This window comes from Verrucomicrobium sp. BvORR106 (genome assembly GCF_000739655.1).
Classification (GTDB): Bacteria; Verrucomicrobiota; Verrucomicrobiia; order Verrucomicrobiales; family Verrucomicrobiaceae; genus Verrucomicrobium.
The window spans coordinates 151,404-167,850 of the sequence record NZ_BATR01000092.1 but is presented as its reverse complement, the minus strand read 5'-3'; the positions used below and the strand labels follow the sequence as shown (position 1 = coordinate 167,850).

Annotated in this window: 10 protein-coding genes; 3 read left to right on the top strand and 7 right to left on the bottom strand. The window is 61.1% G+C overall.

The features are described 5' to 3' along the window. Window positions 1–156: 156 nt before the first annotated feature. A complete protein-coding gene (locus tag BV106_RS14555; RefSeq protein WP_038165783.1) occupies window positions 157–3,624 on the top strand; it encodes a PVC-type heme-binding CxxCH protein in 3,468 nt (1,155 codons plus the stop codon). A 506-nt stretch (window positions 3,625–4,130) separates the two neighbouring features. Here BV106_RS14555 and BV106_RS14545 read toward each other — a convergent pair. From BV106_RS14545 to BV106_RS14530, 4 genes are all read right to left on the bottom strand, one after another. Then, window positions 4,131–4,922: a TatD family hydrolase gene (locus tag BV106_RS14545; RefSeq protein WP_038165779.1), complete on the bottom strand. Its 792-nt coding sequence runs from the start codon at window positions 4,920–4,922 to the stop codon at window positions 4,131–4,133. 327 nt (window positions 4,923–5,249) lie between these two features. Further along, window positions 5,250–6,035 carry a helix-turn-helix domain-containing protein gene (locus BV106_RS35600; RefSeq protein ID WP_265595684.1) on the bottom strand — a complete coding sequence of 262 codons (786 nt, stop codon included), beginning with the start codon at window positions 6,033–6,035 and terminating at the stop codon, window positions 5,250–5,252. 87 nt (window positions 6,036–6,122) lie between these two features. Then, window positions 6,123–7,508 carry a Gfo/Idh/MocA family oxidoreductase gene (locus tag BV106_RS14535; protein WP_038165778.1) on the bottom strand — a complete coding sequence of 462 codons (1,386 nt, stop codon included), beginning with the start codon at window positions 7,506–7,508 and terminating at the stop codon, window positions 6,123–6,125. Window positions 7,509–7,755: 247 nt separating this feature from the next. After that, entirely contained in the window at window positions 7,756–9,033 is a 1,278-nt protein-coding gene (locus tag BV106_RS14530; RefSeq protein WP_038165777.1) for an MFS transporter, read from the bottom strand. A 1,092-nt stretch (window positions 9,034–10,125) separates the two neighbouring features. On the opposite strand from BV106_RS14530, the gene BV106_RS14520 reads away from it, so the two are divergent. Continuing rightward, window positions 10,126–11,049, top strand: a complete 924-nt coding sequence (locus tag BV106_RS14520) for a helix-turn-helix transcriptional regulator (RefSeq protein WP_038165773.1) — start codon at window positions 10,126–10,128, stop codon at window positions 11,047–11,049. On the opposite strand, the gene BV106_RS14515 is transcribed toward BV106_RS14520, so the two are convergent. Further along, complete coding sequence (locus BV106_RS14515; protein ID WP_038165771.1) at window positions 11,039–11,755, bottom strand: hypothetical protein; 717 nt, start codon at window positions 11,753–11,755, stop codon at window positions 11,039–11,041. The genes BV106_RS14520 and BV106_RS14515 overlap by 11 nt on opposite strands. A gap of 124 nt (window positions 11,756–11,879) precedes the next feature. Here BV106_RS14515 and BV106_RS14510 point away from each other — a divergent pair, with 124 nt between their 5' ends. Further along, on the top strand, window positions 11,880–12,512 hold the full coding sequence (locus tag BV106_RS14510) for a methyltransferase domain-containing protein (protein WP_051945832.1): 633 nt from the start codon (window positions 11,880–11,882) through the stop codon (window positions 12,510–12,512). Between the two features lie 244 nt (window positions 12,513–12,756). Here BV106_RS14510 and dgt read toward each other — a convergent pair whose 3' ends face one another. Further along, the gene (dgt, locus tag BV106_RS14505; protein WP_038165768.1) at window positions 12,757–14,040 is read right to left on the bottom strand and encodes a dGTP triphosphohydrolase; all 1,284 of its coding nucleotides are present in this window, start codon (window positions 14,038–14,040) and stop codon (window positions 12,757–12,759) included. A 27-nt stretch (window positions 14,041–14,067) separates the two neighbouring features. After that, window positions 14,068–16,275 carry a hypothetical protein gene (locus tag BV106_RS14500; RefSeq protein WP_038165766.1) on the bottom strand — a complete coding sequence of 736 codons (2,208 nt, stop codon included), beginning with the start codon at window positions 16,273–16,275 and terminating at the stop codon, window positions 14,068–14,070. Window positions 16,276–16,447 lie beyond the last annotated feature (172 nt).

The following is a 16,447-nucleotide window of genomic DNA, read 5'->3' as shown; positions in this document are numbered from 1 at the left end:
GGCATATCAGACGGTAGCCAGGGGCCGGGCGAGTTTTACGAGCCCTGCCCCTGGAACGCTAAAAACGAAATGCATCCTGAAGGCATGCCAGAAAGGCTGGCATGCCCAGGGATACCACTTTGAAGTTTCCCCACCCTGCCTGCGTATGAGAAGGTCATGCACCTCCCTCGAGCACTTTACCTGTCCCTGATCTTCGCCAGTGGCTGGGGCGCTGGCGCCTACGGCCAGGAATCCAAGGACCGCTTGGTCCGGGACACGGAGCCGCTCAGTGCAGCGCAGGAACAAGCCACTTTCCAGGTCCCGCCGGGATTTGAGGTGCAACTCTTCGCCGATGACGCCCAACTGGGCGGGAAGCCCATCAACCTCGGGTTTGACCGGCGCGGCAGGCTCTGGGTCACCAGCACCTTGGAGTACCCCTATGCCGTGCCCAAAGAACGATGGGAAGACGACGGGGTGCGAGCCAAGGGCGGACGCGATTCCATCCGCATTCTGGAAGACCTCAATGGTGACGGCCGCGCTGATCGCTCCACCGTGTTTGCCAATGAGTTGAACATCCCCACCGGAGTGCTGCCCTACGGCAGAGGCTGCATCGCCTGGAGCATCCCGAACATTGTCTACTTTGAAGACACGGACGAAGACGGCATTTGCGACCGCCGCACCATCCTCTTTGGACAGCTGGGGTATGAGAAAGACACCCATGGCATGATCTCCAGCCTCAGGCTGGGCCTCGACGGCTGGATCTATGCCACCCACGGCTTCTCCAACACCTCCCACTTCAAAGCGAAGGACGGTTCCACCCTGGACCTCAACAGCGGCAATGTCTTCCGGTTCAAACCCGATGGTTCTAGGGTGGAACGCTGGACCACCGGCCAGGTGAACCCCTTTGGCCTGTGCTGGGACTCCCGAGGCAACCTCTATTCCGCCGACTGCCACAGTTCCCCCATCTACCAGCTCATTCCCGGGGCCTCCTATCCCAGCTTCGGCCGTCCGCATGACGGCCTGGGGTTTGCCCCGGTCATGTGTGAGCACGCCCACGGCTCCACTGGCATCGCCGGCGTGGTGTACCTGGACCAGGACGTCTGGGGTCCCGAATGGAACGATCACATGCTGGTGGGGAACCCCGTCACGTCGAAAGTCAACCAGGACCTGATCACCTTCACGGGCAGCACGCCCAAGGCGAATGAGAAGCCCGATTTCATCACCAGCACGGATCCGTGGTTCCGCCCCGTGGATCTGCAACTGGGCCCGGATCGCGCTCTGTACATCGCGGATTTTTACAATCGCATCATCGGTCACTACGAGGTGCCGCTGGATCACCCGGGGCGAGACCGCGCCAGCGGACGCATCTGGCGGGTGGTGAAAAAGGAAGCCACCAACCCGTTGCGCCAGACGGCTCTGCACCAGATGACCACAGCGGAAGTCGTCACCAGACTTGGCGACGCCAGCCTCACCCTGCGGGGCCTGGCGGTGGCGGAATTGAAAGAGCGGCTCCATGGGCCCGCAGCCAATGAGGTGCGTCAGATCCTGGAAAGCACAACCCCAGTGAATGCGCTGCAACGGACAGCACTGGTGTGGTTGGGCCCCGCCAAAAAGGCTGTTTCATCGAACGTCGATCCGCTGGAAGCGATTCATCAGGTTCGCGCACTCGCTGGAAAGGACACATTCGACTGGAGCCAGAGCGATCCCCATCTTCTCTCCATCGCCTTGGAAACGGCCCCGTATCGAGAACAATCACCTGAAGGGCACCAACTCCTCGATCTTCGTGCCCGTCTGCCAGAGGGTGATCTGCGCATGCAGTACGCCTGGCGCCTGGCCATGCAAAGCTTGTTGCGACGTCAGTCCCCTACCGACTGGCACTCGCTCGCCAAGGAGCAATTGGCTGACGCCGTTGAGCGGGAACTCCTCCTGGTTGCCTGCAGCATTCCGTCCCCTGACTCCGCCCGATGGCTGCTCAAGCGCCTGCAACAGTTTGCGTCCCCGGCTTACTTCCAGGCCGTGGGTGGCGCCAGCCCTTTGTTGACTCACATCGCCAAGCAAGCGGGACCAGAGCTTGAGACCGAGTTGGTGGAGCTGGTGGAAAAGTGTCACCCCAGCGATCTGGATGCCCAGTTGGAACTCTACACCGCCATCACCGAGGGCAGAAAGCGCGCCGGGCAACGCTCTGGCCCGGCCGTGAAGAAGTGGGTAGGAAGCCTGCAATCCGCCCTGCAGTCATGGCTTGCGCAGGCAAAGCAGACGGGCTGGGTGCGCACGGGCACAGGAAACAACCCTTGGGTGCTCCAGCAGCGCCCCTGTGAAGACGGGAGCGAGGCCACTTTCCTGGGGAGTCTGCCGCCAGGCGGGGAAAAGCTCACGGGCACGCTTCGATCTCCTGATTTCGACCTGCCAGACCAGCTCGAGTTCTGGATCGCTGGCCACAGCGGCCTGACCAACCGCCCGCCCCATGATCGGAATGTCGTGCGACTGAGAGAGGCGATCAGTCATGAAATCCTGGCCACCGCCTGGCCGCCCCGGCAGGACCGGGCGCTCCCCGTGACCTGGACGTTCTCCCGGCAGAAAGAAGCTCAGAAAGCCATGGGGCAGGCCACGCCGCGCGTTTACCTCGAACTGGTGGATGGCGACAGCGGTACCGCCTACGCCTGGCTCGCGGTCGGGCGCTTCACTCCTCAACCCACCGCCTATCCAGATGACAACCCACAGACCTTGAACCGGCGCATCGCTTCCCTGGCGCAACTGGTGAGAGACTTTCCCACTCCAGACGGCCTCGCCCAGTTGCGCAAGGTGGCCTTCCCCAGTGGGTCCATGGCACCCGCTACCCGGGGGCTCATTGCAGAAGCGCTCGTTACCGCCCATCCCTCACTCCAGCCCCTGGCGGGACTGGCGCGGGAGGCTGAGCTGGCACCGCTGGTATTCAGCCTGCTCGATCAGCCGTCTCAGACCGCCGCACTCATTGACAAGGCTTTCAAGGAACAGCCCTACCGCACCCAGGTGAAGCTGGCGACCGCCATGGCGGCCACTCCAGAACAAAGCACCCAACTGCTCAAACTGGCTCCGCCGCGCGTCCTGGCCGACCCTGTGGTCACCGGCAAACTGCAGGCACTGAACCAGGCAGGCATCACCCGCCGGTTGGATGAAATCACTCGCGCCTTGCCACCCGCAAATGCCGGGCTGGAGGAAGTGCTCAAGGACCGACTCGCCAAGTTCACCCGCGAGCGGGGCAATGCCGCGGCAGGCGAACAGTTGTTTCAAACCAACTGCGCCGCCTGCCATCGCATCGGTGTGAAAGGCAACCTGGTTGGCCCCCAGCTCGACGGCATCGGTACGCGCGGAGCCGAGCGATTGTTGGAGGACATCCTGGATCCCAACCGCGCCGTGGACCCGGCCTTCCGGATGCACTTTGTGAAGAAGCGCGACGGCGGAGTGCTGGGCGGCCTCCTGCGACGGGAGCAGGATGACCAGCTCATCTTTGCCGATGCCGCCGGCCAGGAACATGCGGTAAAGAAGACTGAGATTGCCGAAGACCAGGAGTCCCCGTACTCCCTCATGCCCATGGGCCTGAACGAAGTGCTGGCCGGCCAGGCATTGAATGATCTACTGGAGTACCTTCTGGCGAGAAAATCGTGAAGAGGCTGACGAGGTGAGCCGATCAACCGCGCGCGTCGGGGTGGCCGCCAAGGAACCACCTTAAGGCGTCCGCCTCAGACCGAAGTTGATCCCAGTATGGGATCTGTAGCACAGCCCAAGGTTGGACGAGCCCTAAGCGAGTCAACCTTGGGAACCTCCGCAGGAGATGATCAGGTGGGAAGGCCGACAACATCCGCTTTGTCCCTTCCGCCATCAACACCCCCATGTCAGCCCTCAGGCTCCCTGGCAGGACGTCTCCGTCACTTCACCAAAAATGGCCATCAAGGGAACCTCCGCACTCGAAGTTCTTCCTCGAAGAGGATGCGGCTACAAGCCCCACGTTGACGAGCTTCCAGCGAGTCTACGTGGGGAACGGGGTCTTGAAAGATCCTACTCCGAAGGAGTTGCGGCGGTCAGGAGGTCGTCCAACTCATCTGACCATTCCCTTCGCTCCCAACCCGACGGGGACCGTCGGACTACTCCCACTGCGTTGCTTCGGGAGTCCCCTACGCCGGCTTCCGAAAGAACGCGGCCGCTGTCGCCCCGGTCTCGCTCACTAGATCCTCCAATCTCGCCCCGCGCAAAGACGCCACGAACTCCGCCGTGTTGGCGACATAGGCAGGTTCATTGCGCTTTCCGCGGTACGGCATGGGGGCCAGATAGGGACAGTCTGTTTCCAGCATGAACCCACCCGACGGCACGGCGCGGGCGCACTCCTGGATCACCTGCCCGTTCTTGAAGGTGACAATCCCGGTGAACGACACGAGATGCCCACGCTCAATCAATGGCAACGCCTGCTCACTGCCACCGGTAAAACAATGAAACACTCCACGCAGACGGTCAGACCAGGGCAAGACCTGGGCCACGAGATCGTCAAAGCTCTCGCGGTTGTGCAGCACCACGTTGAGCTCCAGTTCCGCTGCCAGTTCCAACTGGCGCTCCAGAACGAACGCCTGCTGTTCTTTCCATGAATCCAGCGTGAAACCCTCCGGGGGCTGGTGATAGTAGTCGAGGCCGATCTCCCCGATGCCCACCACCTTGGGATGCCGGGCGAGCTCTCTGAGCTCTTCCACGAAGGCGTCCCCCTTCACCGTGTCTGCGTCACAGGGGTGAATGCCCACTGTGGCCTCCACCTCGGGATACGTGTCGGCAATCTCCAGCGCCCGCTTGGAATCCTCCAGCGTGGTGCCTATGCAAATGATCCGCTTCACCCCCGCCGCCCGGGCCCGCTCGATGATCTCAGGCAGATCGTTGGCAAACTGCCGGCTGGCAAGATGAGCATGGGTATCGGTGTGCATGGGGAAAGCGTGAAGAGTTAGGGGTTATGCGTTATGCGGAAAGACACTCCCACTCAAGCCCCAATATCGACGATCCCCATAACGTTGGGCTTGTTGCCGAATCCCCTTCGGGGAATAGCCTTGTCAGCAGCTCTACGCCACCCGTACACAAACCGTTATTCCCGTTCAATGCCCGAGAACTTGCCGTTTCGGAAACCACAGGCACCCGCTGGACGGCTAGGAGAGCTAACGCATCGCCCACGCAATTCCTCCGCTCACCGACCGACGGGGATCGTCGGACTACTCCCGTCGCCACGTGCTGTGCAATAGGAGCCAACTATCCCTCACTCACCCATCCCGGTAACGCTTGGGGGTCATGGCGTATTTCTCGCGAAAATCCCGCACGAAGTGGGACACGTTCTTGTACCCCGTCTTCAGCGCAATCACTGCCACGGCATCGGCGCTGGTTTTCAATAACTGCGCAGCGCGCTCCATGCGAACCTGTCTGAGAAATGCATAGGGCGACACGCCGAGCTTCTGTCGGAAGCAGCGGGTAAGATGGCTGGCACTGACAAAGCTGACGTTCTGAGCCAGCCAGCCTACCTCCACCGCACTGGCGTAGTGGGTGCAGAGAAAGGAAGTCGCGCGCTCCACCGGATCCATCACGGGTGACGCTTCACCACGCGCTGCGGCGACGCGGAACCATCCGGCCTCCAGATGCTGGTGCGTGGCCGCCTCCGCCACCCAGGGCTCGTCTGAGGCCCACGCCTGGATGAGAAACTCGTGCTCACGATAGAGCGTCATCAAGCTGGGCCAGTACACCTCCTGCACATGCTGGATCCAGGCCTCCAGTCTGGCATTGACGTGTTCCCAGCAGTGCATGAGCGCCTCCGAGGCGCAGGAGGCCACGAGGCTGCGGTGAAGCTCTACATCTTCCTGACGGAACTCCAACAACCTACCCTGCCGGGCCCAGGCCTGCATCTTTTCCAACCGCTGGGAGAATCCCTCCAGCACCTCCTGACGACGGGCATGATCCCGCAGCCGCACGGCGGCGAATCCCTCCAGCGTGGACCGCAACCGGCACAGCTCATGAAGAGCCGCCAGATCCACAAACGAAGAGTCGGCGTCGGCCATGGCACGAATGCTGGGCACGACCGCCGACTCCATAACAAACAGGGCGGAAAACTCAGATGGGGTTCTAACTCCCTGTGACCACCGGGATTAGGCCGGAGCCGCGTACTCGCGATCCCGGTTCACGCCGGGGAGCGGCACAGGATAGCGACCATTGGCGTCCTCGCGGATCGGGGCGGGTGAATCCAGTGTGAGCTTGTCGACATCTGGCGCGAACTCATGCGGGCAGTTCAGCATTTGATCATAGGTGATGATCTGCCCAGTGTGAGCAGCCATGCGGCCCATGGAGGTCACCAGGCTGGCCTGCACACCGCGTTCCATCTCATTGTAGGACTCGTTGTTGCGGATGGCGTGAAGGAAGTCATCCCATTCCAGCTGGTAGGGGTTGGGCTCCGGCGATTCGCCGCGCCACACAGTCTCTTCGGAATTGCGGCGCTGCCCTTTGAAGATCGCGCTCCGGGCCGGCAGGTGTCCAGCGCTGGAAACGATGGCGCTACCCTTGGTCCCGTGAATGGTCGTGGAGAACTCATTGCGGCAGCCGGTGATGTTGCGCCCTTCAAAGAAGAACTTGGAGCCATCCTTCCAGGTGTACTCCACCGAGTAGTGGTCGAAGTTCTGGTCCACGTACTCTCCTCGATCCGTGCGTCCGCCGCTGGCCTGGGCCTCGACCGGCCAGTCGTTCTTCATCCAGCAGGCTTCATCGATGTTGTGGATGAAGAAGTCGCTGTAAGCGCCACCGCTGGCCCAGAGGAAGGAGTGGAAACGCTGGATCTGCCAGATGAGCTCCGGAGTCTCCTCAGGACGACGCTTGGAGAAGCAGGAGGCCACGGGGGCCTGCATGCGATACGCGCGCGCCAGCACGAGATCGCCGATCGCCCCATCCTGCACGCGGTTGTAGAGCTCCTTGCGGATCTTGCAGTGGCGGCACATGAGGCCCACGGCCACCTTAAGGCCCTTTTTCTTCGCCTCTTCATTCAGCTCCAGCATGCGCTTGGCCGTGGGGCCATCCACCGCCAGTGGCTTCTCCATGAAGATGTTCACGCCCTTCTCAATGGCGTACTTGAAGTGCACCCAGCGGAACGCAGGCGGCGTGGCGAAGATGGCCACATCCCCCGGCTTGAGCATGTCCACCGCCTGCTTGTAAGCATCGAACCCGATGAACTTGGCGTCTTCAGAGACGGACATCTTGTCCGGGTGCTTTTGGGAAAGTGCCTCATGAGCAGCATTCAGGCGATCCTTCTGCACATCTGCCATGGCGACCAGGCGAATGGAGGCATTCCCCACCGACATCGAGTTACTGGCCGCGCCAGCACCACGACCGCCGCACCCGATCAGGGCGGCCCGCACCGTGTCATCCCCCTGGGCGTGCACATACGGGATGGTGATGCCAGAGAGCACGGAAAGTCCGGCCGTGGCCCGGGTGGCGTTCTTCAAAAAGTCGCGCCGCGTGTTGTTGTGGGCAGAGAGCGTGTTCATGAGGGAAGCGTGAAAGTCCTGAACGGGAGATACCGCCCGATTCCATCAGAGGACGGGATGGATTAAATGACGATGACGGATTTTAACCACAGAGAGACCTGAGAAATTATGAATTAGGAATGATGAATTCTAAATCAGCCACCCCGGCCACATGGTGCAGCCCCCGTAGGTTCGCACGCTGTGTCCCGGCGCTACATTCCTAGTTCCTAATTCCTAATTCCTAATTCCTAATTCCTAATTTTTCGCCTCAGTCCGCCGGCAGGTTGACCTGATCATCTTGGTCCTTCTCCAGCGGCAGCAGGATGGCGACGATCGCTGCAGGGATAAAGAGGTAGCCTGCGTTCAGCAAGGCGAGGCGGTAGTCATCCACCTTGCCCGTGGCGGCGAGGCCAAAGTACACGGTACCGGCAGCAGCCACGATCCGGCCGAAATTGTAGCAGAATCCCGCCCCGGTGGTGCGCAACAGCGTGGGGAACAGCGGAGGCAGACACATGGTGAAGAGGCCAAACACCCCCTGACAGAGGCCGATGACAGCGAACCACCAGAGCGTCGCTTCATAACTCCAGGTCGTGTGGAAGCAGCCCCACATGGCAGCCGCATAACCCGCGAGCATGAGCACAATCGCCTTGCGATACCCCAGCAATTTGGCCAGACCGCCCGCGACAAAGTTGCCGATGACCGAGCCCACCATCACCCAGAATAGGGAGGTCACGGCCACGCTGTTCTTTTCCGCCGCCGTTACATTGGCGAACTCTGGCAGCGCCCGCACGTGCGCCTGCTGCCAGAACATAAAGGCCCAGTGGGCGGTCAGGGACACCGCACAGATCAGCAGCACCCGCCAGGTGACTCCTCGCACTTTGGGGCTGAAGAGCTCCATCACCCCCGGGGGCTTCACCTTGTGCTGGGCCGCCTCCCATTCCTCTGTCTCCGGCACCGCCTTGCGGATCCAGAGGGTGATCAGCGCCGGCAGGATGCCCACCAGGAAGATCAGGCGGTTGCTCTCATCCTCCTTCAGGATGAAACCCGCCAGACACGCCAGCATGATGCCGCAGTTCACCGCGCTCTGTAAGACGGCGGCAATCCAGGGACGCCACTTCTTCGGCCAGGTCTCCACCAACAGGGAGGCCCCCACGGCCCACTCGCCGCCAATGCCGAGGGCAGCCAGGAACCGGCAAATGCCGAGCTGCCACCAAGTCTGGGCCAGGGCCGAGAGACCGGTGAAACAGGCGTAGGTGAGGATCGTCAGCACCAGTGCCTTCCGCCGCCCCAGCAAGTCCCCCACGCGACCAAAGAAAGCCCCGCCCAAAGCCCACCCCACCAGGAACAGCGCCTGAATGATGGACGACTTCACCTTCACCTCCGGATCGTTCGTGTCCGTCATCAGCAGCGCCGCCACAAACGGCATGGCCACCAGGGTGTAGAGGTGCATGTCCAGCCCGTCGAACAACCAGCCCAGCCACGCGGCCAGTCCGGAACGTTTTTGCTGCTTGGTCAGATCTCTGAGTCGGGTGACGGTCTGGGACATGGCGCGCGAGTGTGAAGTCCACTACGAGATGTGGCAAGCCCGAATTACCGGACAAAACGGTGGGTAACTTCGCAGCCCTACGCGGCGGTCATTCAAAGTTCCAGTCCCACTGAAGCATCAGGGAAAACCGATGGGAGGGGGGATACTGCCAAAATCCCCGGTCTCCGATGGTCAGGATAAAGGGAGGCCGCGCCCACTCCTGCTGCAGGACCGAAGGCACGCGCACCTCTCTTCTCTGCCACCCCTGCTGAGTGAGCACAGTCTCAAAGTGTCGAAGGCCTTCTTCAAAGGTCCCCGGGGCATTGTACTCAGTGTGCCAGGTGATGTGAGTTTTCACCCCATGCAATGGCCCACGACTGTAGGTGGACAATTCTTCCTGCAACGGGCTGTAGAGAGTACTTCCGGAGGGGAGCGGGACGGTTCTGAAAAATTCCCTTCCTTTGTCCATCGCAACGCCCCGTGCTGCGTCCACCTTGGGAGCAGTATGGCTGCCGTACCACCAGGATCCTCCGAGCATGCCCATGCCCAAAAAGGCAAGGACGACAAAGAAGATGCCGGTCTTTTTTGCACTCCATCTTTGGCGGGGTGGCATGACACACCCGAGCATGGGCGAGGATAAACTCAAGGAGCAGTTGGTGAGCCCACTGGTAGGGGCACAATGGACGCCTGCACCGTTTTTTCTCAAACCGTCTACGAAGACGGAAAAATCGCAGGAGTCTCTAAGATACCCCCCAAGGTCTGCGTTTCCTCATCCGTAATGCGGATTTATTGAGGTGCAGCTTGAAAACAGCAGAGCCCCGCCTCATGAATCAGGCGGGGCTCTGTGTGGGGTCCTGAATCAGAGTCCAGTGTGAGCAAGGCATCCTGCAGGCGATAACCTTCTGGAATCCGTCAAGGGGATCGGTGAAAATGGGCAGCTAAGGTTCAGGACCTGAAAGCATCTTTCTTAGGGATGTAATTCAGGCAGAACTTTACTTGTCACTAACATGCCTAAATACTTCGCTGGGGACAACTGACCCATCGGATAGTATTTTGAGATGCTGTCGCGGGCGTGGAGACACTCTTGAGACAGAAATTCCCCCCTAAAAAAGCATGACGAACGCTCCTGTACCCCCAGCCGCCAGCGATTCCGCTTCCGACCCCCGTCAATCTCTTCTCAATAGCCGGCTCCTTGACCTGTACGGCAACGAACCGGAGCTCGCCCAGTTTCCCCGTCTCACGGCGGAACTGCTCCGCGAGCTGACCATCTCCGACTTTGCGGTGTACGGCGAGGTGGACCACGCCACCTGGCAAAACCGCGGCATGTGCACAGATGACTCCCAGGAGGTGCGGGATGCCCTGAACCGGTATGCCACCACACCCCGGGGCCACCCCTTCTTTGAGGCTCTTCCCCAGTACTATCAGGGCAGGGTGCTCTTCGCTGCGGAATGCATGTCCCCCGCGGAGCTGGCGGCCAACCCCATCATTCAGCAGGTGTACGGCCCCATCGGCGTGAAGCACGTGCTGGGCTTTAACTTTCCCTGCGACACCAAGGTGATCGCCTTCGGTGCCATGCGCCGGAGCAACGCCCCCTTCAAAGAGGAGGACCGGGCCATCGCAACCCTGCTGCGCCAGCATTTCGAGACGCTCTATACCCACGCCTCGCAGCGGGCAGCGCGCAACATGGGCCTCCGCCAGCGTCTCATGCTGGTGTATCCCGAGCTCACCTCTCGTCAGCTCGATGTAGCGGTGTGGCTGGCCATCGGCAAATCCAACCCCGTGATCGCCCAGTTGCTGAACGTGACCCAGGCCGGGGTGAAATTCCACCTGCGCAGCATCTTCAACCACATTGGCGCGGAGGATCGCACCACTGCGGCGCTCATCCTCTCCCAGGCGGCCCCCGGCTTTGTTCCCAGTGAGGGGGCCAACCCCAAGACTCCTGGATTCCTGGCCGCTCCGGCCTCAGATGCCTCTGGATTCTCTCCCGTGGAGGACGTGCCCGCCCCAGCACCGGCACGATCCACCGTCAGGGGGTAGCCGCCTGCCACAGCCCGGTGCGCTCGGCCTTGGCCTGCGCCATCGCCTTGCCCAGGCTGGCGATGTAGCGCTCCACGGGGGGCAGACTCTCCGGCATGGGCCGGGTCTGCTGGCCCGCAGGGGAGGCATAGCCACGACGCACCAGCATCTCACCCAGGTCCTCAAATTTGCCTGGCTCCACCTCCACCTTGATGAAGGCGTAGTAGCGCTCCGTCTCCGGCACCCGCCCCCACTTTGTGTAAACGGTGAAGGGGTGCTTGGAGAGCAGGTCCGTCACCCACCCCAGTGCCTTGCCACCCGCCTCGATCACCTGGTCATCCGGGGCCTTCCGGAAGAACTCCGCCTGATCACGCAACCGACGGGGCCGCATCCACGTTGTCTCCGCCGCATCCACAAAATAGAGGGTAAACACATCCTCCTTGGGACCGCTGCGAATGCGCAGCGTGTCCGGCTCACTGGCGCGGCTCACCACCAGCTCGGGATGCGGCAGCACCCACCACTCCCCTTCTTTATAGGCCCGGGTTTCATAGACCGTTTCCTCGACCGGGATGGCCACCGGAATGGCCTTAGGCACGGAGTCCTCCGCCCCCTCCTTCGCTTCCGAAGGCAGCCGGTAGCGCGCTTTCAGCAGCATGCCCAGCATCAGCATGAAAAACAGGATCACCACGGTCATGATGAAATTGCTGATGGCGGCGCGGGGCGGCATGAACTTCGGTCTCGTGGGTTGGGATGGCGACGTATTGGAAAGGGTGAATCCACGCCGCCGACATCTCTGAGCAGGCGAGGGCCGCACTGCACTGATCAACACATCTTAATTTCCCATCTCCATTTTGAAACCTGAAATCGCATCTACCAACTGGAACGAGCTCTACGAAACCGGTGCCACCCCCTGGGACAAGGGGCTGCCCACACCGGTGCTGGCGGAGGTGCAGCAACGCCACCCCGACCTTCTCAAGGGGGACGTGGTGGTACCTGGATGCGGCACCGGATCTGATGCCCGCTGGCTGGCCGCCCAAGGTTGCCAGGTCACCGGGGTCGATCTCGCCCCGCTGGCGATAGAGCGCGCCCAGAAACTGGATGAGGCGCAACTCGCCCAGTACGTGCAGGCGAGTTTGTTTGAACTCCCCGCCTCCTTGATCGAGCAGTTTGATCTGGCATGGGAACATACCTGCTTGTGCGCCCTCGATCCCTCACTGCGGACGCCCTATGTGAAAGGCATCCGCGATGCCCTCAAGCCCGGAGGCACGGTGGTCGGCGTGTTCTTCATCGATCCCGAGATGGACCCCGGTGAAACCGGCCCGCCGTTTGGAATCACACCGGAGGAATTGACCGGGCTCTGGGAAGAAGCGGGATTCACCGTGCAGGAGTCCTGGGTACCGGAAACGGGCTATCCGGGGAGAGTGGGACGCGAGCGGGTGTTGATTGCAGTGAAGGGAGAAGCGAAGAGCGCTGTGAAAAGTTGAGAGTGGAAAGTTAAAAGTAGCGAGCCCCGTGGGTCAACGCAGCAGGCGTCGTCCGGCTGTACCAACTGGCGGTTGATCACAGTGTTTGGTAGCCTGTGAGAGGGACGTAATACGCCGGAGATTGGAGCTCCGGCCGACCTGCCTCCCGTCACGTCGCGAACCCCTGACGGCAATCCAGTGGTGGATGCCGTAGGCTCCGAACCCGGAGGGTTCATGAGATAAAGCGCCCCACAAATCCAAAATCCTACAACAAATCCTCCAGCGCGCCGGCGCTGGTATCAAAGAGCCGCTGGTGCACTCGGAAGGCACTGCGATCCGTGAGGTTCGCGATCCAGTCGCACACCAGCCTGGCCCGGCTGTCCTTTTCCGGCTCCGCGTGGATGGCTTTGGCCACCGGCTCTGGGAGCAGGTGCAGGGACCTGCGGCCTTTTTCAGGTTCGATGTAATGATCCTTGAGCGCGTTGAAGAGCCGCTCGATGACGCTGGCAGCCTTGAAATCGAGCTGCTGGAGCTGAGGGGTGTCGAACACCAGCTCTTTTGCGATGCGTTTGTTCACCTTGGCACGCGCGGCGATGTCTGGCTCCACCACCAGGCCGAAGTGATAGCGCCGGGTGCTGGCACTGAGGAAATTACCACGCTCCTCCAGGCTGCAGGCCCGGATGTGCTCGCCAATGCTCCGCCCCAGACGGGCCTCCACCTTGCCATCGCGCATGGCCTTTAGCAGAAAGGTCACATGCGCAGCCTCTGCTTCAGACAGGGTGTGTTTCTCTGACCAGGCTTCCAGCTTCACGGGCGTGATGAACCCCGCCTGGATGGCGTCGGCCAGGTCATTGATGGAATACGCCGTATCATCCGCCCAATCCATGATCTGGCATTCCAGGGAGCGGAATCCATTGCGTTCCTTGCCCGGGGTCAGTTCAGCGGGAAAGGCCTGAGACCCGAGGACGAAATCCAGATAGGTCTCCTGATCGTTGTACAGATAATGATTGGCGGCCCCAGGCGTCTCCACCTGCAGGGTCTTGTATTTCAGCACCCCGTCGAGCAGCGCCCGCGTGGGATTGATGCCGTCGCGACTCTCGGCAAAGAGCGTCACCGTGAGCTGGCGGAGCGTCTGGGCATTTCCCTCGAACCCGCCATACGGGGCCATGAGGTCATGCAGCGCCCGTTCTCCAGTGTGACCGAAGGGCGGATGCCCCAGGTCATGCGCCAGACAGGCGGCCTCCACGAGGTCCGCATCGACGCTTTCGCCCTCCCTCAGCAGCTCGCTCGACTTGCTGAGCCATCCACAGATGGAGCGCCCGATCTGGGCCACCTCCAGGCTGTGGGTGAGGCGGGTGCGGTAGAAGTCATATTCTCCGCCCAAAAACGAATAAAACACCTGCGTCTTCCCCTGAAGGCGCCGCAATGCGGAACTGTGCAGGATTCTGTCCCGGTCGATCTGGAAGGGCGTCCGGTGGTCCTGGCCTGAAGTGGGCCGGGGTTTGGGATGCTCCGTGTCGAAGGAGGAATACAGACGGTTCGCGGACATTGCGGCGCTTGGGAGGGAATACAGGGATCAGTCGAAGGACACGACGTCGGCAATCGACCAATGCAGGGAGTTCCGGACCACGCCATTCTCTTCAAAGATCCGGCCGTCCATGGCTCCGAAGGGTTTCACCCATTTCAGGTTTTCCTTCAGCTCCTTGGCCTTCTCCGGTGTCTGGGTGGGAGAGAGCGTGGAAGCCACGGCCACATAGTCCGCCAGAGCCCCAAGATCGAGCTTCCACACACAGCCATCCACCGTCTTGGCGGAAGGCTGGGTCAGGTCACCGGCAAAGGACTCCGCCGCTTCTTTGGAGGTGCTCAGGAGAAGCACCTTGTCATTAATGCTAGCCACCGGCAGGAGATCTCCATTCAAGAATGGCAAAAATGAAAACCCGTAGAAGTAGGTGGTGACGCCGTTTTTCTCCGAGGTGATAGGATCTCCCAGCCCAAAGAGCGAAGGGACACCAGGTTCCGACGGGATCAGACCGTTGATGGATTCCTTGATCGTCGTCCAGCCTTTGGCCAGTTCTCCACGATTCTTCACCGCGCCCACCGTGGTGATGCGGGGGAACTTGGACCCCTTGGACTCTGGCGGCAGGCCGGGCAGCTCCGGCATCTTGCCGTTCACATCCAGAATCAGAGCCAGCTCACTGCCCATGCCGAGGTCATCCATGTTCTTGTCCGCCTCATAGGCCTTCAAGAGCACGGGGAGGAAGGTCGATTCGAACTGGGCAAACTGCTGACCGCCATCCGGCCCGGCGATGCCCGCTTTCACGAGTTCCTGGGTACCGGTGTAGAGCATGCTCACCAGCTTTTCCATCCAGGCGCGGAAGTCTTTGCCGTAGCCTTCGTTCCGGTGATACACGATCCCGAAGACGACACCCGCCTTGTCGATGAGCTTCGCGAAGTCCAGCGGCTTGCCCTGATCGAGGAAGCGGGGCTTGATCCCACCATAGGATTCAAAGTGGATGCCCTTGTCCCACCAAGCGGCCGCTGTCAGGGTGCTGCTTTCCGCACCATAGACGGCCTTTTCCAAGGGCGACAGGTCCACCAGCTGCTTGTCCAGCACCTGGCCCATTTCCTTGAACATCTCGTTCTCTTTCATGGCGTCCACCAGACCACGGAGCATCGGCACAAAGGGCTGGTCGTCGTTGAAGGCCCCCATGGTCGCGGAGCTGGCGTAGGTCAGCCCCACGAGGTTCTTGCCCGTGTAAGGGAGCAGACGGGCCATCTCCGGCTTGGAGAGCACCGAGGCCGCAGGATCGGCCACCAGGTTCAGGTGATCCAGGTTCATCCCGCAGGCCAGTACGAGGTGGCTGTCCACCACGCCCCAGGCCAGCTTGAACTTCTTCGCCTGCACGGCGTCATACGCCTTCTCGATGGTCTTCACCGTCTGTTCTGGGAGCCCCTCTGGGACCATGGCCAGCATCTGGGCCTGGTTCTCCTCTGGAAGCAGCAGCGCGAGATCCACGGTCGCCACGCGGAAGTCATGCCCGCCCGGCGTTTTCAGATCACTCATCTGGAAGATCTTCTTCTCTTCCAGCTGTTTGGTGTTGTTCAGGAACGCCAGCGCCTCTTCAGGCTTGGCCGTCTTCACCCCCACCACCAGAGGCATGATCTCAAACTTGCCAACGAAGTCCGCCAGCCGCTCGATAGATGAGGGATCGCTGAGGAACGACTGGAGGTAGATCATGGGGTTGGAGCCCACTTCCTCCCCCTTCAGGCTGGCAGCACCGCCAGCCAGCAGGGCCTTGAAGTACACCTCGTTGTAGAGGCGGTTGAAATCCCGCAGCAGGGCGGCGGTCTGGGCAAAGCCTGCCCCACCGGCGATGAACACATCATCCCCCCACATTTCCTGGAGGGTGTTGAGGGACTTGTCTCCCGCGGTGGGCGCAGGCGTCTTGTCCTGCACCAGCGCGTTCATGTCCTTCCAGTAGGCGGATTTCTTGAGCTCATCCAGATGCTGCTTGAGCTGGGTGGTGCCCAGGTAGAACTCCGTCCCGACCGGCAGCTTGGCCACAAAGCCGAGCTTCGCCCCGTGATCAGCCAGGGAAGGAGCCTTGGGCGGGGGGGCTGGAGCAGCTGGAGGCTGCGCTGCAGGGGCCGCGCTCGATGGGACCCCGGAGCCTGCCTCAGCCCCCGTGCCGGGAGCGTCTTTTTTGTCACATTGAGTCAGCGCCAGAGTGACACCGGCTGACAGAAACAGCGCGTGATAACGCAGTCGTGGGGATATTTTCATGGAACTGAAAACTTAATCATGCGTCTCCGACTGCGCAACCACGTGATTTGTCCCGCAGATTTGCAAAAACATGAATGAGTTTGTCATTGAAAATGAACAGGCGCGGAGGAAGCCTTGTCACTTGCGACACGTCGGCTTGGTTTTTGCTGCCCCGATTGACTGCACCCTTTCC